Source organism: Aeribacillus sp. SP014, assembly GCF_054055575.1.
Map to the genome: position 1 here is coordinate 3,237,922 of NZ_JBSRXI010000001.1, position 17,106 is coordinate 3,255,027.

Sequence of the window (17,106 nt, forward strand, 5' to 3'; positions counted from 1 at the left end):
AATTCAACCATCCCCCAAAATTTTTATTTTATTTATCTCACCATAGCATTATTCGTTAGGCAATTTCCCTGTTTTCTTATATTCTTCCACATATTTTAAAACTTTATTTTTAAATTCTTTATCTACTAGAGGGCTGAACTTCCCTAAATCAATCACACCATCTTGAAAATCAAAATATAAATTCCCGCTTTCCAGTTCGCCTTTTATAAATTTTTTTGCGACTAATAAATACAACTCATCCACATGCTGTACTGTGCTTGTTAAAACCATTTGTTCGCCCAAATCACTTTGATCTGAAACAAAGCCAATTGAATATATTCCTTTTTCCTTCACTTTTTCGATCACTGGCACGTTGTATCTGTCGCCTGCCGGATAAACAACATCTACATTTTCTGCGACAAGCTTATCGAGCTTCTCAAGCGCCAAGTCAACATGATCAAACCCTTGGACATATTCAATGTGAATGGTTACGTTTGGATTTTCAAATTGCGCCCCTTGATAAAACCCCTCCACTTCAGGCTGCCACTCAAAAGCGGCAATAATTCCGATTTCGTTTGTTTTTGTCATATGTGCTGCCACCATTCCTGCGAAAAAGCCCATGGCATGCGCCTCAAAATTTAAACTTGTGGCATTCGGGCCTTTTGCATCACCATTAAAAAAAACGAAATGAATATCTGGATATTGATCCAGCAAATCTCTAAAAAAACCCTCATATTCGTGACCGTGCCCGATAATTAAATTAACTCCCTTTCCGTGAAATTCTTCGACCGCCTCCCTCACCGCCGCTTCGGAATTCATTCCTTCTTTATAAAAAACATCTACATTCAGCTCAGACTGAATTTTTAACAGCCCTTTATACCCTTTTGTCCCCCAAACTTGATCATTAATCGTTTCAGGAACGAGCAAACCCACCTTTTTCAGTTTTCCTTTTTCTGATGCTTGTCCGCAGCCAACGAGAAATAATAAAATAAAAATGATCACAAACATTTTTTTATACATACCAAGCAACTCCTTTAAACCAGTGAACTGCATCATCATTGAAATGGTGAGGTTTCTCAATAATCGAAATGATTACATATCGATCTCAGCTAAGTTCAAAACGATCTTTTGAATTTACGGTCAATTTGATTGTCACGAAATATAGCTTATGAGGCGTTTCTCTAGGAAGCTTCCTCTTTAACACGATGTATATTTAGTACTAAAATTTTCACGTTTCACTTCATTCCTCTTTTATTTTGCTATACGCCGTCAATGAAGTAAAGAAATTTTATATTTAGGTATAAAGTCTGCGTGTATTTTGCAGGAAAAAATCTTTTAATTCTTGCAAACTCTTTTCAATGTTTTCGACCGTCTTTGGAACAACTAAATGATGTTCGCTTTTCGATATAGGCTTGTAAATGTAATGAAAAATGTCAAAAAAGCTCATCACCTTCTTGATGCGCTCTTTGTCGTCGGAAATCAAGTAAATTGTTTTTTTCGCAAACAAATCTTCGTCAAATTCTGTTAACACCGGAACTATTTCATCAATATGAAGAATGTCGCGAATGACAATTTTTTCATTCGCATTCGTCTTGGAACGGCTGATGCCTGTACATTCCAACAAACTGTTCGAAATCCAATGGCCTAGCGGCTGCCAAGGTCCGAAAACGGTTGGAAGATAAACAAATAAATAAGGGAAAGTCCATTTTTGTCCTATTTGCTGCATCCAGCTGTCAATTTCTTCATCCCTATATTCCAGCGGATTTTCTCCTTCAAGAGAAAATATAAAAATAATCGGAGTCTGCTTGAGGGATGCGATTTCGACCGTTTTTTCCAATCGGTGTTTTTCAGCTTCATCGTCTATCGGTTGATGATCTGTTTGACAATAATAAATCAAATCATATTGCTTTTTGGAAGCATCCTCTATCCAGCTGTCTTCTTCCAATAAATGAAAATGTGCGTTCCGCCCGAGCCACATCATTTCTTCTTCGCATATTTTTTTTTGCAACGGATTTTTAGGAACGATTACCACTCCATCGACTAGTAATCCTTCCTCTACCAGTTTTGAACATATATGAAAGCCTTCAAATTGATGAACCCCAACAATTAAAATATGTTTACACTGCTTTAAGCGCAGTTGACATTTTGAAAACCTCCTTTATGAAAAAACTATTATTGTATCGTATGCGAAAAAAGAAGAGATTAGTCCAATGCCCTTTTCAAACAAAAAGGGGGCAGCCTGCTCACTTATTGAGCATTTTCGCCCAGGCCTCAATTCCATTTCTATAAGATTCTTTCATGCTCTTTGTAAAAACTTCTTATCATATCATGGATCCGATTTATATTTTCCTGGAAATAAAATGTGAATTGAATTGGAGCTTTCAGCTGCTTTCTCCATTCCTCATATTTTTTTCCATGAATTTTATAGGAATAGCTTCCCCCGTTCATTTTCTGCCAGATGCCTACAGGTATTTTTGATACAAAGTCTTGTATACGGACAAAGGGATAATGGGTGACAGCTTTTTCATCTAATTGGTAAGCTTTTGATAGTTCTTTTATCATTTGTTTGTAAAAAAATTTATTCTTTTTCTCTTCCGCTATTTGGGCTTTTATGTCCAAACAAGGATTGATCATCACCGATGAACGGATGGAATTTGGCATCTCTTCCATCAACTGCAGCGCAACGAGTGCTCCTATACCTTCAGACAGTATATGGATTTTTTTATTTAAAATTTCTTGTTTCATGACAAGATGATAAAGCTGTTTTGCCAACAAAACGGCGTGAGAGCTGCCCCAATGGCGTCCGTAAAGATTGGAATGAAACAATGTATATCCGCAGCTTTTTAACGTATTGATCAGCTGACGCCGCCCGTAATGCTCCAACCAGTAGCTTGAACCATTTTCAACAAAATGGGTTCGATCGCCAATGATCAAGATGCCGAATCCGTTCGGCTTTTCCGGAAGATGAATGACATTCCACTCGTTTTCAATTTGAAAAAATCTTTCCGAAACACCTTCCATTTGCCCACCACCTTTCCATCGATGACCTTTTATAATGTATGTACGAAATGTCAAAAAGGCTCGCAAAAAAATCGCGAAACAACCGTTTTCATGAAAAATGTTGTATGATAATATAAGTAAAGACAGGAATAAACGAGGTGAAGATAATGAGATATTTCGCAACATTTTTTTGGACGTTTTTGCTTGTCAACATGGCCAGCTATGTTGTTTCTTCCATGACAGGCTCTGCATTCCATTTTTCAACAGCAATTATAATCTCTGTTGTTTTTACCGTACTTCTCTTTATAATTGGGGAGTTAATTCCGGCTGAACCTTCAGAAGAGCATTAAGAATTTGTCGAAATTGGCGAATTGCCAATTTCTTTTTATTTAAAACGAAAATCAGCGATTAGATGCCTGCTGCTATCGGCGAAGCCTCACTTGTTACGTCATAATATAGACAAATTCAAAAAAAAAGGGGATAGTCTAAGTAAGTCATTTTTGGGCTTAAGACATCCCCTGTGATTTTTTGTTTTCAATGGGGGTTTGTCTTTGGACAGGTCCCTACCAGTTAACATATATGTCAGTATAATTAAGATTTCAGTTCAGCCTAGCAAATTTACATGAAGCTGTTACGTATACGTCAGCACAACTAAGATTGGCGGAAAAAACTTATAAATCACTACGTTTTTCCAATTATAGTTTTCTAGTCTTTTAGGCAGAATCGGGCTTTGCTTAGTTGTGAAAAACTCCCCATGAAACTAGCCTGATAGGAATCTCGCCCTGTTTTTAGTCTCCGAATCAGATTCCCCACCGCCAGGACATAGTTTCCTATGTCGACATGGTCCGCACAAAAAAAGAACCCTCCTCGATTGAGAAGGGTTTTAATATCCATTTATAGCTATTCTAATTTTGCTGCTCCGCTCTTCTCATGAGCATGCAAATCCGTTTTTACAACAATTTCTTCATTTTCTACCCCTAACAGAACTTGGTCACGATCATGAACGGTTCCAGCAATAACCGCTTTCGCAAGTTTTGTCTCTACATGCTTTTGAATAAACCGTTTCAGCGGCCGTGCGCCAAATACAGGATCAAATCCTCTTTTTGCAATGAATTCCTTCGCTTCATCTGTAATCTTTAGTGTAAGTTGTTTATGGGATAGGCGCGCTTGAAGCTCTTTTAAAAGCTTTTCTACTATTCCTTTTACTTCGTTCATTGTTAAAGGCTTGAACAGGATCGTGTCATCAATCCGGTTTAAAAATTCTGGCCGGAAATGCATGGAAAGCTCATCAAGAACTTTCTTTTTCGCTTCGTCTGTTATTTCCCCCTCATCATTTAAACCGGAGAGCAAATGCTGAGAACCGATGTTGGATGTCATAATGATCACTGTATTTTTAAAATCAACTGTTCTTCCTTTCGAATCGGTCACCCTGCCGTCATCAAGCATTTGCAGCAATATGTTAAACACTTCTGGGTGAGCCTTTTCGATTTCGTCCAGTAATATAACCGAGTACGGATGTCTCCGAACTTTTTCCGTCAGCTGTCCTCCTTCTTCATATCCGACATAACCCGGAGGTGCGCCGATCAGCCTTGAGACAGAATGTTTTTCCATATACTCCGACATATCAATGCGGACTATTTCGTCCTCGCTGTCAAAAAGAGCTTCTGCCAATGCTTTCGCCAGCTCCGTTTTCCCGACCCCTGTCGGACCTAAAAAGAGGAAGGAGCCGATCGGCCTGTTCGGATCTTTTATGCCTGCCCGAGCACGCAAAACTGCATCCGATACTAATTCAACCGCTTCGTCTTGCCCGATGACCCTTTCTTTTAATATTTGTTCAAGCTTCAGAAGCTTTTCTCTTTCCCCTTGTACAAGCTTTGCTACCGGAATGCCAGTCCATCTTGACACAATACCGGCAATTTCCTCTTCTGTTACTTCCTCGCGAAGCATCTTGTTTTCCTCTTTCTGCTTCATTTCTTCTTCCAGCTGTTTGATTTGTTTTTCCAGCGCCGGAATTTTTCCATGGCGCAGCTCAGCCGCTTTGTTTAAATCGTATTCATTTTCAGCATCAGCTAAATCTCTGCGTGCTTTTTCCAGCTCTTCCCTCAAGCTTCTAAGCTGTTGAATACCTTCGACTTCAAGCTGCCATTTCGCCTTCATTTCATTTGCTTTCTCTTTTAAATTTGCAAGTTCCTTTTGCAACTCTTCCAATCTGATTCGGCTGATGTCATCCGTTTCTTTTTTCAATGCAGCCTCTTCAATTTCAAGCTGCATAATCCTTCTCGTCACTTCATCAAGTTCTGTCGGCATTGAATCTATTTCCGTGCGGATCATCGCGCATGCTTCATCGATTAAATCAATCGCTTTATCAGGCAGGAAGCGTTCTGTAATATAGCGGTGCGAGAGCTCACTCGCAGCTACAATCGCCGAATCATGAATTTTGACTCCATGATGGATTTCAAACCGCTCTTTTAGTCCTCGTAAAATGGAAATCGTGTCTTCCACAGACGGTTCGCTCACAAGCACCTGTTGAAAACGCCGCTCAAGCGCCGGATCTTTTTCAATATACTTGCGATGTTCATCAAGTGTCGTTGCTCCTATGCAGTGCAGCTCACCTCTCGCAAGCATCGGCTTTAACATGTTGCCGGCATCCATCGCTCCTTCTGTTTTGCCAGCCCCGACTATTGTGTGCAATTCATCAATAAATAAAATAATCCGTCCATCGCTCCTTTTAATTTCTTGCAAAACGGCTTTTAATCTTTCTTCAAATTCTCCGCGAAACTTGGCTCCCGCAATGAGCGAGCTCATATCTAAAGCAAATATTGTTTTATCTTTTAATCCCTCCGGTACATCTTTTCGTACAATCCGATGGGCTAATCCTTCCACGATCGCTGTTTTTCCAACCCCTGGTTCACCGATTAACACCGGGTTGTTTTTCGTTTTTCTTGATAAAATTCGGATCACGCGCCGAATTTCTTGATCACGGCCAATGACAGGGTCAATTTTTCCTTCTTTCACCTCTTTAACTAAATCACGGCCGTATTTCTCCAATACTTCATAAGTGCTTTCTGGATTAGGTGATGTCACCCGAGCATTCCCCCTTATTTCCTTTAACACTTTCAATATGGCAGCTTTTGTTAAGTGATATTGCTGAAAAAGCTCTCTCACTTCTTTTGAGCTCGATTCGGAAAATGCCAATATAATATGTTCAACTGATAAATAATCATCTTGAAAATCTTTCCTTATTTCGTCCGCTTTTGCAAAAGCTTCTGAAAGAGTACGGGAAATATAAATATTTACCTCACCGTTTCCGTGAACAGATACTTTCGGCTTTTTTTGTAAATACTCGTTGATCGCTGCCTCAATTTGTTGTACAGGGCATTTAAGTTTTTCTAAAATTCTTGGAAAAATCCCGTCAGACTGCCGCAGAAAAGCAAGTAAAATATGAAATTCATCCACTTCTTGATGTTCATGTTCTTTTGCGATTTTTTGAGCTTCTACCAGACCTTTTTGCAGCTTCTCCGTGAATTGATTTACATCCATACCGAAACGCCCCTATTTTGACTTTTTTTGACCTTTAATTTTATTATAACTTCTTTATAAATCAAGTAAAGCCATTCGTTTTCCGAATGGCTTAGCGTTGTTCGAAATATTACGGCTTGCGCTTATAGGTCCAAACCCGATTATGGTTGGATGTTTCGGGGAATCGATCTCCTGCTTTGAGTTCAACCTTTTTGGGATCGACCACCATCGATCCGGTCTCGCCGACTTCGATGTAAATTCCGTTGTTAGGTGCTTTTTGACCAGGCCTGAATTGACGATTTTGACCCATGAATCATCCCTCCTTGGACATTATTGTTGGCTATCAGAAGATTTTTCATGTATAGACAGAAACACCTTTGATAATTTTCATTATGTGATGTACTTCGAAACTTTACTCAACACCCAAAATCGAGCTCACTGCATATGGCATCCTTTTGAAAAAATCGTTTAAGCGTTCAAGCACCGAATGCTGGATCAAAAGCTCTTTTTACTGTTTCTGCGAGAATCATTATTTACAATTATCGTTCTTTTTTGTCTGGATATATATGCAGTAGAGTAAAACCTTTCGCCCCGGTTTCAAAAGAAAAAAGCAGGAGATCATCCTGCTTTATCAACGAAAGATCTTGTTAAGCCATAATTTCTTTTAAAATTGCTTTTTGCGCATGAAGGCGGTTTTCGGCCTGCAAAAATACCGCTGATTGGCTTCCGTCCATCACTTCATCTGTCACTTCCAAACCGCGCGCAGCCGGCAGGCAGTGAAGGAAGCTTACATCTCGTTTTGCTTTTGCCAGCAAGGATTGATTTACTTGAAACGGTTTAAATGCTTTCATTCTTGCTTCTGTTTCTTCTTCCTGTCCCATGCTGACCCAAACGTCCGTATAAATAATATCAGCATCCTGAACCGCTTCGTCTGGATTATGAATTAATTCGACTTTCCCGCCCGTTTCGCCAGCAATTTCTTTCGCCTGTTTCAAAATGCTTTCATTTGGTTCATAGCCTTCTGGGGCTGCGATCGTAAAATGAGCGCCAACTTTTGCGCAGCCAACCATAAGGGAGTGGGCTACATTGTTGCCGTCGCCAACATAAACGACTTTTACGCCTGAAAATTTGCCTTTCAGCTCATAAATTGTCAATAAATCAGCTAACGCTTGGCAAGGATGGTACAAGTCGCACAAACCATTGATGACAGGGACAGTTGCATATTCGGCAAGCTCTTTGACCCGATTGTGGTCAGTTGTGCGGAGAAGAATGGCATCCACATATCGCGACAATACTCTCGCTGTATCAGCGATTGTCTCACCGCGCCCGAGCTGAAGCTCTTTTGAAGAAAGAGCAAGCGCATGTCCCCCTAATTGCAGCATTCCTACTTCAAAGGAGACACGAGTTCGAGTGGATGATTTTTCGAAAATCATCGCCAGCGTTTTCCCATGAAGGACGTTTGATAGCGGATTTTGCTTTAATTTCAATGCTTCCTCGAGCAAATATTGAATTTCTTCTGATGTAAAATCAAGCAGCTTTAAAACGTTACGACCTTTAAGTGTGCTCATAAACTCATTTCGACTCCTTTATCTGACAGTTCATGTAAAGAAATAGGCGTGTATTTGCTAACTGTTAGTGCACTTAAAAATGCCTGAAATGATGCTTCTTCCGTCAATACCATAATTCCTCGTTCAAGCGCTTTTTGTCGTCTTGCCTTTGCCTGATCGTTTTCTTCCGGATTATAATAAAGCACCGCTTCTTTTTTCTCAAGCCAACTTTCAAAATTATCCGTTACCGGTTTTATATAATCGAGTACATCATCTTTCTTATCTCCATCCACAAAAATACCGTCCGAATGAATTGGAAATAAATGATCGAATACCTTCCGCATCGCTTCCTCCACAGATTTGCCGACACACATTCCTTCGCCCGTCGATTTCATTTCCGGACCTAGTTTCATATCGACATCTGAATGGGCGTGCGTTGAAAATACCGGATATTTAATAGCCACATATTCATGGGCTGCTATTTGAGGATGTAAGTCAGTTAACATTTTTCCGGTTAAAATGGTTGTCGCAAGATCTACTAACGGCACTCCGGTAACTTTGCTGACGATCGGCACAGTCCGGCTCGCACGCGGATTCACTTCCAGCACATAAACGTCCTGACCATCAATTAAAAATTGAATGTTCATAATGCCTTTATATTGCAAATGTTGAACCATTCTTTCCGCATAGTCGGTCATTTTTTCTTTTATTTCTTTTGACAACGACACAGCTGGAAAAATCGCATAACTATCGCCAGAATGAACACCAGCGGGCTCGATATGCTCCATAAATCCCGGAATAAACACATTTTTCCCGTCAGCTATTAAATCAACCTCCGCTTCCTGACCAAAAAGGAATTCATCTAAAAGAAGAGGAAAATGATTTTCGTCCGTCTGCTCCACTAACGAAAGCAGCTCTTCTTGATTTTTTACCTTCACCATGCCTTTTCCGCCAATAACATATGAAGGTCTTAACAGGATCGGATACCGCAGCTTTTTCGCTTCCGATATCGCCTCCTCTTTTGTATGTGCCATTGCTCCTTGAATGTGCGGGATATTCGTTTCGTCTAATAGCTGATAAAATCTTTCTCGATCCTCCAATATGTCCAGAAGCTCAGAAGTTGTACCAAGCAGCTTCACGCCTGCTTTTTCAAGCTTCTCCGCTAAGTTGATCGCCGTCTGGCCGCCAAATTGGACGAGCGTTACGTCAATGTTTTCATTTTCAACAACATTTAATATATGTTCTACTGTTAACGGCTCAAAATATAATCGATCCGCTGTTTCATAATCAGTGCTGACCGTCTCAGGATTATTGTTGATCATGATCGCGTCATATCCAAGCTTTTGCAATGTTTGAATGCAGTGAACAGCACTGTAATCAAACTCAACTCCCTGTCCGATGCGAATCGGGCCGGAACCAATGACAAGCGCCTTCTTCTTTCCTCTTGTGGAGACAGCTTCGTTTTCACCGAAAACGTACGTAGAATAGAAATAATTTGTTCTCGCTTCAAATTCTGCTGCACATGTATCAACCATTTTGAATATGGCTTTAATCCCCCACTCTTTGCGGAGCTTTCGGATTTCTTTTTCTTCTGTCTTTTGCCAATATGAAATCGAACGGTCGGAAAAGCCGAAAAATTTCAGTTCTTTTAAAAGGTTTGGAGACAGCTTTTCTTTTTTCGCTTTTCCTTCAAGTTCAATTAGATGGTTGAAAACATGCAAGAAATAATAGTCAATTTTTGTCTGGCTGTGAAGCTCATCTATGGAAACTCCTCTTCTTAACAGCTCCATTAAGATGAAAAAGCGTTCATCATCTGCATGCTGGAGGCGGTTAATAAGAGCTGACGTATCTTCTTTCACAAGCTTAGGCAAATAAATGCCGATATTATTTAATTCCAACGATTCCGCAGCTTTTTGCAGAGCGGCTTCCATCGTCCGTTCGATCGCCATCACTTCGCCGGTTGCTTTCATCTTTGTTCCAAGCTTCCGATCTGCTTTTGTAAATTTATCAAACGGCCAGCGCGGAAATTTGACAACTACATAGTCAAGTGCAGGTTCAAAGCTGGCATATGTCGACATCGTTAACGGGTTCTTCAGCTCCGCTAATGAGTAGCCAACAGCTAGCTTTGCAGCCATTCTGGCAATTGGGTAACCGGTCGCTTTCGAAGCAAGTGCGGAAGAGCGACTTACCCTAGGGTTGACCTCAATCACGTAATATTGCTTGCTTTCAGGGTCAAGTGCAAACTGAATGTTGCAGCCCCCGACCACCTTTAATGCATCGATGATTTTCAAAGCCGCCTGCCGGAGCATTTGATATTCTTCATCTGTTAATGTTTGAGATGGAGCAACAACGATCGAATCCCCAGTATGAATTCCGACTGGATCAATGTTTTCCATATTGCAGACGGTAATACAAGTACCTTTTGCATCGCGCATCACTTCATATTCGATTTCCTTAAATCCGGCAATGCTTCTTTCCACAAGCACTTGATTGATTGGGCTCATTTTAAGTCCATTTGTGACAATGGAAATAAACTCTTCTCGGTTGTAGGCGATGCCTCCGCCTTTGCCGCCAAGCGTATAAGCCGGACGAATGATAATCGGAAAACCAATTTCATCAGCAAATTGAAGGGCGGACGGAACATCCTCCACAATTTTGCTTTCCGGGATCGGCTCGTTCAAATCAATCATCAGCTTTCGAAATAGCTCCCGGTCCTCCCCTTTTTGAATCGATTCGATCGAGGTTCCGAGCAGTTTCAAACCGTATTTTTGCAAAATCCCTGCCTGATCAAGCTCCACAGCTAGATTTAAAGCCGTCTGCCCCCCCAATGTTGCCAAAAGGCCGTCTGGACGTTCTTTTGCAATTATTTTTTCAATGCTTTCCACCGTAAGCGGCTCTGAATAGACCGCATCGGCAATTTTCGTATCGGTCATAATCGTTGCAGGATTGTTGTTAACAAGTACAACTTCAAATCCTTCTTCTTTTAACGCCAAGCATCCCTGTGTCCCAGAATAGTCAAATTCCGCCGCTTGGCCGATAATGATCGGACCTGAACCGATCACTAGTATTTTGTTTAATGATGTATCTTTAGGCATAGACTTTTTCTCTCCCTGCTGCTACATATGTGTCTAAAAATTCATCAAAAATAAAACTAGCATCTTCCGGTCCTGGATGGGCTTCCGGATGAAATTGAACAGACATGACTTTCAATTTTTCATGCTCAAGCCCTTCAACTGAGCCGTCATTGACATTTGTATATCGCAATTTAAGAGGTGTTTTTTCCAAGCTTTTTTTATCCACCACATAGCTGTGGTTTTGTGATGTAATAAATACGTTTCCTGTTTTTTGATCAATTACCGGATGGTTTGCTCCGCGGTGCCCGAATCTGAGCTTTGTTGTATTCCCGCCAAACGACAGGGCAATCAGCTGATTCCCTAAACAAATCCCGAGCGTCGGATATTGCTTCATCAATTGGTTTAATGTTGAAAAATAATTTTTCATTTGCTTTGGATCGCCCGGTCCGTTCGACAGCACGATGCCATGCGGCTTGATTTCAAACACTTTTTCCATTTGATGAAACGGAACGACTGAAACTTTACAGCCTCTTTTCAGCAAAGAATTCAAAATCGATTTTTTAAATCCAAAATCAATTAGCGCAATGTGTGTCGCACCATTGCCAAACGTTTCGATTTCGCTTGCAGAAACATCGCGAATCGGAAAATCGGAGAGCTTATCCTGAGAGTCGTATTGTTTGTCTTTTGAAATGACCGCATGCAATGTCCCTTTTGATCGGATTTGTTTGACAACAGCTCTCGTGTCAACATTTGTTAAATAAGGAATATTCCATTTTTGTAAATAGTCTTTTAATGAACGGTTCGCTTTATAATGGGAATAGTGTTCAGTCAGCTGAAAAAGGATGACCCCTTTCACCTGCGGCTTTTTGCTTTCAAAATCTTGATCATTGATGCCGTAATTGCCAATAAGCGGATACGTAAAAACGACGATTTGATCTTTGTAGGAAGGATCTGTCAACACCTCTTGATATCCTGTCATTCCTGTATAAAAAACGAGTTCCCCTTTAACAGGAGACACGATTTCATCCATCTTGCCTTCAAAAACTGTTCCATCTTCTAATACAAGATAACCTTGCATATTGAACACCTCTTTGATGTATATTTATACAACAATTTGCAAGAAAATTCTCCTCTTTTAGGAAGAGAAGATTTTTTCTTTTTTCAAAACAGAAGCAATAATGCCCAGTCCTAAATCAATTTCTTCATTCGAAACAGTGAGCGGAGGAAGAAGCCGTAACACATTGGATCCAGCTGAAAGTGCTAGAAGTCCTTCTTCTCTTAAAGAAGCAAGCACTTTATTGACCTCAATATCCAGCTCAATTCCAAGCAGCAATCCTTTACCCCGCACTTTTTTTACAGTAGGCACATCTCTCAAGAGTTCTGATAGACCTTCGAACAGCCGCTGACCTTTTTCCTGAACGCTTTGCAAAAAGCTTGGCTGAAAAACAGTTTCCAAAGTTGCTTTCGCAGCTGCCATAGCCAAATAATTCCCGCCGAACGTTGAACCGTGTGTTCCCGGTGAAAAACTTTCGATCAATTCTTGTTTTCCGATCATGGCTCCGACAGGAAATCCGCTTCCCAATCCTTTGGCGACAGTGATAATATCCGGAGAAATGCCGTAATGCTGGTAGCCGAATGCTTTTCCGGTGCGTCCGATTCCAGTTTGCACCTCATCGACGATGAATAATGCGCCGATCTCGCTGCACTTTTCTTCTACCGCCTGTAAAAATTCCTTCGTTGCAGGAATAACTCCTCCCTCGCCCTGAACCACTTCCAGCATAAAAGCAGCTATATCCTCATCATGAATGTTTTTCACCGCAGCTGCATCATTGTAAGGAAGATATTCGAACGTAGGAATGAGAGGACCGAACCCTTTATGTACTTTTTCTTGAGCAGTAGCCGTCATAGTCGCAAATGTTCTGCCGTGAAAAGACTGGTAAAATGTAATGATTTTATGTTTGCCGGTATGTTTTCTAGCCAGTTTAATGGCGGCTTCATTCGCTTCGGCGCCGCTGTTCGCAAAAAATACGGCATCTCCGCTTGAATGCTCCACCAATTGCTTGGCAACCTCTTCTTGAAGGGGGATATGAAAAAGATTAGAAGTATGCCATACCTTTTGCAGCTGTTCAGTGATGGCATCCGCCACTTGCTTCGGACAATGACCCAGGTTGCATACAGCAATTCCGGAAATAAAATCTAAATATTTTTTTCCGTTTGCATCATATGCATAGCTTCCTTCTGCTTTTTCAATCGCCACATCCCACTTCGCATAGGTTGGAAATAAATAACTCATTTGACCACGACCTCTCGTTTTTTCGTAATTTTCGTCCCGATCATTTTCCCTTCCTTAAAAATACGGTCGTTGCCGCTCACAATCATCACATGCTCAAGCTGATCAGAAAGCGCATCTAAAGCCGCCTGTACTTTCGGAATCATCCCGCCGTAAATAACCTTCTGTTCAATGAGTTTTTCGATCATCGTTTCCGTTGCTTCTTCAATAAGCTTGCCGTCATGTAAAATTCCCGGAACATTCGTCACAAACAGCAGCTGTTCCGCATTTATTTTTTCAGCAATTGCACTAGCAGCCAGATCTGCGTTGATATTTAATTTTTGCCCATCCGCCGTTATGCCGATCGGGGCAATGACTGGAACATAGTCAAGAATTAGCAGCGAACGCAATAGTTCATCATTAATCTGCTCGACTTTGCCGACAAAGCCAAGATTTTCTTCATCTAAAAATGACGAGACAATTAGCTGACCATCAGTGCCTGAAAGACCGATTGCTTTCACATTTTTTTGTGTCAACAGAGCCGTAAGCTGTTTGTTAATTTTTCCTGAAAGGACCATTTCTGCAATTTCAAGCACTTCTTTTGTCGTTTTACGCATGCCGTTGTAAAACTCGCTTTTTACATTTAATTTTGTCAACATATTGTTAATGTCCGGTCCTCCACCGTGGACGATAATGACCCGTTTCGTAGTTAACAGTTCTTTTATGCTGTCTAAAAAGCTTTCTGACAGCTGTTCCAGCATGCTGCCGCCAAGCTTAATGACAACAATCGGTTTATCAAGTCCGGTAACTTGCATTGATTTTGACATACTCATATGTTAAATCACATCCCCATGCTTTTCCTTGTGCTTCACCATTATTTAACATTACCTTGATTTCTACGATTTCCTGATCCAAATATTGGATCGCTTCTTGTTCCGAAAATGAAACTGGCAATCCGTTTTTAAATAATAAGATATGGCCGAGATACACTTCCATTTGATTCGGATCGAATTCCGCTCCGCTGTAGCCGGCGGCGCACAAGATTCTTCCCCAGTTCGCATCTTTTCCATATATTGCAGTTTTGACGAGGGAGGATCCGACAATCGTCTTGGCAATGATGTTCGCTTCCTGCTTTGATTTAGCCCCATTAACAGAAACTTCAATCAATTTTGTCGCACCTTCACCGTCTCTGGCAATTTGCTTTGCTAAATCTTCGCTTACTTTTCTCAACGCCTCTTTAAAAACAGGCCAATCTGGATGCTCTTCCGTCAGCATTGAGTGTTCAGCTTTTCCGTTTGCTAAAACAAGTACCATATCATTTGTTGATGTATCGCCGTCAACGGTTATTTGATTAAACGTTTCATCGATAACTTCTCGAAAAGCTTGCTGCAGCGATTTTTCATTGATATTCGCATCTGTCGTCAAAAACCCGAGCATTGTCGCCATGTTGGGATGAATCATCCCCGATCCTTTTGCTGCTCCGCCGATGGTCACCTGTTTTCCCTCGATTTCAAATTGATAGCAGGCAGTCTTTTCACACGTATCTGTTGTCAAAATAGCCTCGGCAAAGCTTTTGGCTCCTGCTGATGAACGTTCATATTCAATATTGTTGATCCCCTCTTGGACTTTTTCCATGTTTAAATATTCGCCAATTACTCCTGTTGAAGCGACAGCCACAAGATGATCTGCAATTCCAAGCTTTTCAGCCGTCCATTTCCGCATTGCGTATGCATCGCTTAAACCTTTTTCGCCTGTACAGGCATTGGCGTTGCCGCTGTTGACAATCACCGCTTGAATTTTGTTTTCCTTTGCAATGCTCTCTTTTGTCACAAAAATTGGGGCAGCTTGCACAACGTTTTGTGTGTAAACAGCTGCAGCTGTTGCTGAAACGTCACTATAAATGATGCCGATGTCTTTTTTATGAGTGTAGCGGATGTGCGCTTCATAGCCGCCTGCATAAAAGCCTTTCGGTGTTGTAATTGAACCGTTGTCTATTTTTCTTATTTTGGTTGTCACTAGAAGTCCTCCTTGATGTTATGGATATACTGGCAAAAAGTTTAGTCCTTCATTTTCTTGGAATCCTGACATAATGTTGAAATTTTGCACTGCCTGCCCTGCAGCGCCTTTCATCAAATTGTCAATGACAGATACGACTGTCAACCGACTTGTTCTTTGATCAAATGCAAGACCGATATCGCAATAATTCGAGCCGTACACTTCCTTTGTGCTTGGGAACGTTCCGTTTGTACGCACTCTCACAAATGGTGAATGTTTATAAAACGATTCATATAAATCTACTAATTTTGAAGTATTCCATTCTTCTAATAATTCAATATACATTGTCGCCATAATCCCTCTTGTCATCGGCACTAAGTGGGTGCTGAACGAAATGAAGCCGACTTTCTCGTCCCACTTATGAAGCTCCTGTTCAATTTCCGGTATATGCTGATGCTGATGTACTTTATAAATTTTGAAATTATCTTGTATTTCAACAAAGCTTGTAGCAAGCGACGCGTTTCGACCTGCACCTGAAACACCCGATTTTGCATCAACAATGATCGAGTTCTCTTTGACGATTTTTTCCCGCACAAGCGGTGCTAGGCCAAGCAAGGTTGCAGTTGGATAGCATCCAGGATTCGCCAAAATTTTAGCGTTCTTAATATCCTCACGATACAGCTCTGTCAAGCCGTATACCGCTTCCTGCAAAAGCATTTCAGGCGCTGGTGCTTTTTTATACCATTTTTCATAATCATCACTGTTTTTTAACCTTAAATCGCCTGATAAGTCGATGATTTTCAATTGATCGTCAAGCAATTCCGGCGTCAGTGAAGCCGATATCCCCGACGGCGTCGCAAGAAAAACAACATCATTTTCTTCTTTTATTTGATCCGGCTCTAGCGGTTTTAGTTCATTTTCTTTTATATGGGATAAATGCGGATATTCGTCAATATAGCTCTTTTTTTCTGCTGAAGATGTATATAAATGAATGTTTTCGACATACCGATGATTGGCTAAAATTCGATAAAGTTCCACACCGCCATATCCTGTTGCCCCGATAATTCCTATATTCAACCTCAATCACCTTCAATTCATTCCGTTAAATTAGTTACCATTATAATACTGTATAAAAATAAAATCAATTGTATATTTATAATTTTTCTGTTCAAAAACAAGGATTCTTAATGTAGTAGAGAGCAGGGAATCCCTTGCAAATTATCCGGATATGCCATGCTGAAGAAAAAATGCAAATTATGTTTCGGGATAAAAGCTCCATTATGGTGAGAGATAAACAAAAGAAGCGATAAAGACGAAAAAAAAAACATAATGACACTTGCAGCCAAATTGATAAAACATTTGCATAATAAAAAAGACTGGCCTTTTCCGCCAGTCTGCACAAGTTTTTATTGAATACCCAAGGCAATTTTTGCGTATCTGGACATGCGGTCCTTCGTCCAAGGTGGATTCCAAACGATGTTGACATCGACATCTTTGATTTCTGGAATTCCGTCAAGCGCAGCTTTTACTTGTTGAACAATTGTTCCAGCAAGGGGGCATCCCATTGCCGTCAATGTCATAGTTACTTTGAGGACTCCTTCATCGTTCAGTTCCAAATCATATATTAATCCTAAATTGACAATGTCAATGCCGAGTTCTGGGTCAATAACTTGTTCAAGAGCACCCATTATATTTTCCTTCAGCGCTTCATCCATTTCGATCC

At 40.7% G+C, this 17,106-nt stretch carries 14 protein-coding genes; 1 reads left to right on the top strand and 13 read right to left on the bottom strand.

Translation table 11 applies throughout. The annotated features are described in order from the left end of the window. Nucleotides 1-48: 48 nt before the first annotated feature. The 3 genes from ACVIJU_RS15880 to ACVIJU_RS15890 form a co-directional block, all read right to left on the bottom strand. A complete protein-coding gene (locus tag ACVIJU_RS15880) occupies nucleotides 49-999 on the bottom strand; it encodes a BMP family ABC transporter substrate-binding protein (RefSeq protein WP_066248363.1) in 951 nt (316 codons plus the stop codon). A 274-nt stretch (nucleotides 1,000-1,273) separates the two neighbouring features. Further along, nucleotides 1,274-2,011 carry a hypothetical protein gene (locus ACVIJU_RS15885; RefSeq protein WP_456687764.1) on the bottom strand — a complete coding sequence of 246 codons (738 nt, stop codon included), beginning with the start codon at nucleotides 2,009-2,011 and terminating at the stop codon, nucleotides 1,274-1,276. Nucleotides 2,012-2,262: 251 nt separating this feature from the next. Continuing rightward, nucleotides 2,263-3,000 carry a hypothetical protein gene (locus tag ACVIJU_RS15890; RefSeq protein ID WP_311067038.1) on the bottom strand — a complete coding sequence of 246 codons (738 nt, stop codon included), beginning with the start codon at nucleotides 2,998-3,000 and terminating at the stop codon, nucleotides 2,263-2,265. A gap of 146 nt (nucleotides 3,001-3,146) precedes the next feature. Here ACVIJU_RS15890 and ACVIJU_RS15895 point away from each other — a divergent pair, with 146 nt between their 5' ends. Then, nucleotides 3,147-3,329 carry a YjzD family protein gene (locus tag ACVIJU_RS15895; protein WP_063387013.1) on the top strand — a complete coding sequence of 61 codons (183 nt, stop codon included), beginning with the start codon at nucleotides 3,147-3,149 and terminating at the stop codon, nucleotides 3,327-3,329. 550 nt (nucleotides 3,330-3,879) lie between these two features. Here ACVIJU_RS15895 and clpB read toward each other — a convergent pair. The 10 genes from clpB to ACVIJU_RS15945 all read right to left on the bottom strand — a co-directional run bounded on the left by clpB (nucleotide 3,880) and on the right by ACVIJU_RS15945 (nucleotide 17,098). Next, nucleotides 3,880-6,519 carry an ATP-dependent chaperone ClpB gene (gene clpB, locus ACVIJU_RS15900; RefSeq protein WP_456687765.1) on the bottom strand — a complete coding sequence of 880 codons (2,640 nt, stop codon included), beginning with the start codon at nucleotides 6,517-6,519 and terminating at the stop codon, nucleotides 3,880-3,882. Between the two features lie 109 nt (nucleotides 6,520-6,628). Next, entirely contained in the window at nucleotides 6,629-6,808 is a 180-nt protein-coding gene (locus ACVIJU_RS15905; protein WP_063387015.1) for a YjzC family protein, read from the bottom strand. Between the two features lie 337 nt (nucleotides 6,809-7,145). After that, nucleotides 7,146-8,066: an ornithine carbamoyltransferase gene (gene argF, locus ACVIJU_RS15910; protein WP_063387016.1), complete on the bottom strand. Its 921-nt coding sequence runs from the start codon at nucleotides 8,064-8,066 to the stop codon at nucleotides 7,146-7,148. After that, entirely contained in the window at nucleotides 8,063-11,140 is a 3,078-nt protein-coding gene (locus ACVIJU_RS15915; RefSeq protein WP_456687766.1) for a carbamoyl phosphate synthase large subunit, read from the bottom strand. The genes argF and ACVIJU_RS15915 overlap by 4 nt, the downstream gene beginning before the upstream one ends. Next, the gene (locus ACVIJU_RS15920; RefSeq protein WP_063387018.1) at nucleotides 11,133-12,197 is read right to left on the bottom strand and encodes a carbamoyl phosphate synthase small subunit; all 1,065 of its coding nucleotides are present in this window, start codon (nucleotides 12,195-12,197) and stop codon (nucleotides 11,133-11,135) included. Before ACVIJU_RS15920 ends, ACVIJU_RS15915 begins: the two co-directional genes overlap by 8 nt. Nucleotides 12,198-12,254: 57 nt before the next feature. Next, nucleotides 12,255-13,412 (bottom strand): acetylornithine transaminase, encoded by a 1,158-nt coding sequence (locus ACVIJU_RS15925; protein ID WP_066248379.1) that lies wholly within the window; start codon nucleotides 13,410-13,412, stop codon nucleotides 12,255-12,257. Continuing rightward, nucleotides 13,409-14,221: an acetylglutamate kinase gene (gene argB / locus ACVIJU_RS15930; RefSeq protein WP_456687767.1), complete on the bottom strand. Its 813-nt coding sequence runs from the start codon at nucleotides 14,219-14,221 to the stop codon at nucleotides 13,409-13,411. The genes ACVIJU_RS15925 and argB overlap by 4 nt, the downstream gene beginning before the upstream one ends. Beyond that, the gene (argJ, locus tag ACVIJU_RS15935) at nucleotides 14,184-15,404 is read right to left on the bottom strand and encodes a bifunctional ornithine acetyltransferase/N-acetylglutamate synthase (RefSeq protein ID WP_130158451.1); all 1,221 of its coding nucleotides are present in this window, start codon (nucleotides 15,402-15,404) and stop codon (nucleotides 14,184-14,186) included. Before argJ ends, argB begins: the two co-directional genes overlap by 38 nt. Before the next feature lie 18 nt (nucleotides 15,405-15,422). After that, nucleotides 15,423-16,460: an N-acetyl-gamma-glutamyl-phosphate reductase gene (argC, locus tag ACVIJU_RS15940; RefSeq protein WP_063387021.1), complete on the bottom strand. Its 1,038-nt coding sequence runs from the start codon at nucleotides 16,458-16,460 to the stop codon at nucleotides 15,423-15,425. Nucleotides 16,461-16,789: 329 nt separating this feature from the next. After that, nucleotides 16,790-17,098 carry a metal-sulfur cluster assembly factor gene (locus ACVIJU_RS15945; RefSeq protein ID WP_063387022.1) on the bottom strand — a complete coding sequence of 103 codons (309 nt, stop codon included), beginning with the start codon at nucleotides 17,096-17,098 and terminating at the stop codon, nucleotides 16,790-16,792. Nucleotides 17,099-17,106: the final 8 nt, after the last annotated feature.

Bases quoted from the DNA above. Each gene is read 5' to 3' on its own strand.
- ACVIJU_RS15880 (WP_066248363.1), bottom strand. From the start codon at position 999: ATGTATAAAAAAATGTTTGTGATCATTTTTATTTTATTATTTCTCGTT.
- ACVIJU_RS15890 (WP_311067038.1), bottom strand. From the start codon at position 3,000: ATGGAAGGTGTTTCGGAAAGATTTTTTCAAATTGAAAACGAGTGGAAT.
- ACVIJU_RS15895 (WP_063387013.1), top strand. From the start codon at position 3,147: ATGAGATATTTCGCAACATTTTTTTGGACGTTTTTGCTTGTCAACATG.
- clpB (WP_456687765.1), bottom strand. From the start codon at position 6,519: ATGGATGTAAATCAATTCACGGAGAAGCTGCAAAAAGGTCTGGTAGAA.
- ACVIJU_RS15905 (WP_063387015.1), bottom strand. From the start codon at position 6,808: ATGGGTCAAAATCGTCAATTCAGGCCTGGTCAAAAAGCACCTAACAAC.
- argF (WP_063387016.1), bottom strand. From the start codon at position 8,066: ATGAGCACACTTAAAGGTCGTAACGTTTTAAAGCTGCTTGATTTTACA.
- ACVIJU_RS15915 (WP_456687766.1), bottom strand. From the start codon at position 11,140: ATGCCTAAAGATACATCATTAAACAAAATACTAGTGATCGGTTCAGGT.
- ACVIJU_RS15920 (WP_063387018.1), bottom strand. From the start codon at position 12,197: ATGCAAGGTTATCTTGTATTAGAAGATGGAACAGTTTTTGAAGGCAAG.
- ACVIJU_RS15925 (WP_066248379.1), bottom strand. From the start codon at position 13,412: ATGAGTTATTTATTTCCAACCTATGCGAAGTGGGATGTGGCGATTGAA.
- argB (WP_456687767.1), bottom strand. From the start codon at position 14,221: ATGAGTATGTCAAAATCAATGCAAGTTACCGGACTTGATAAACCGATT.
- ACVIJU_RS15945 (WP_063387022.1), bottom strand. From the start codon at position 17,098: ATGGATGAAGCGCTGAAGGAAAATATAATGGGTGCTCTTGAACAAGTT.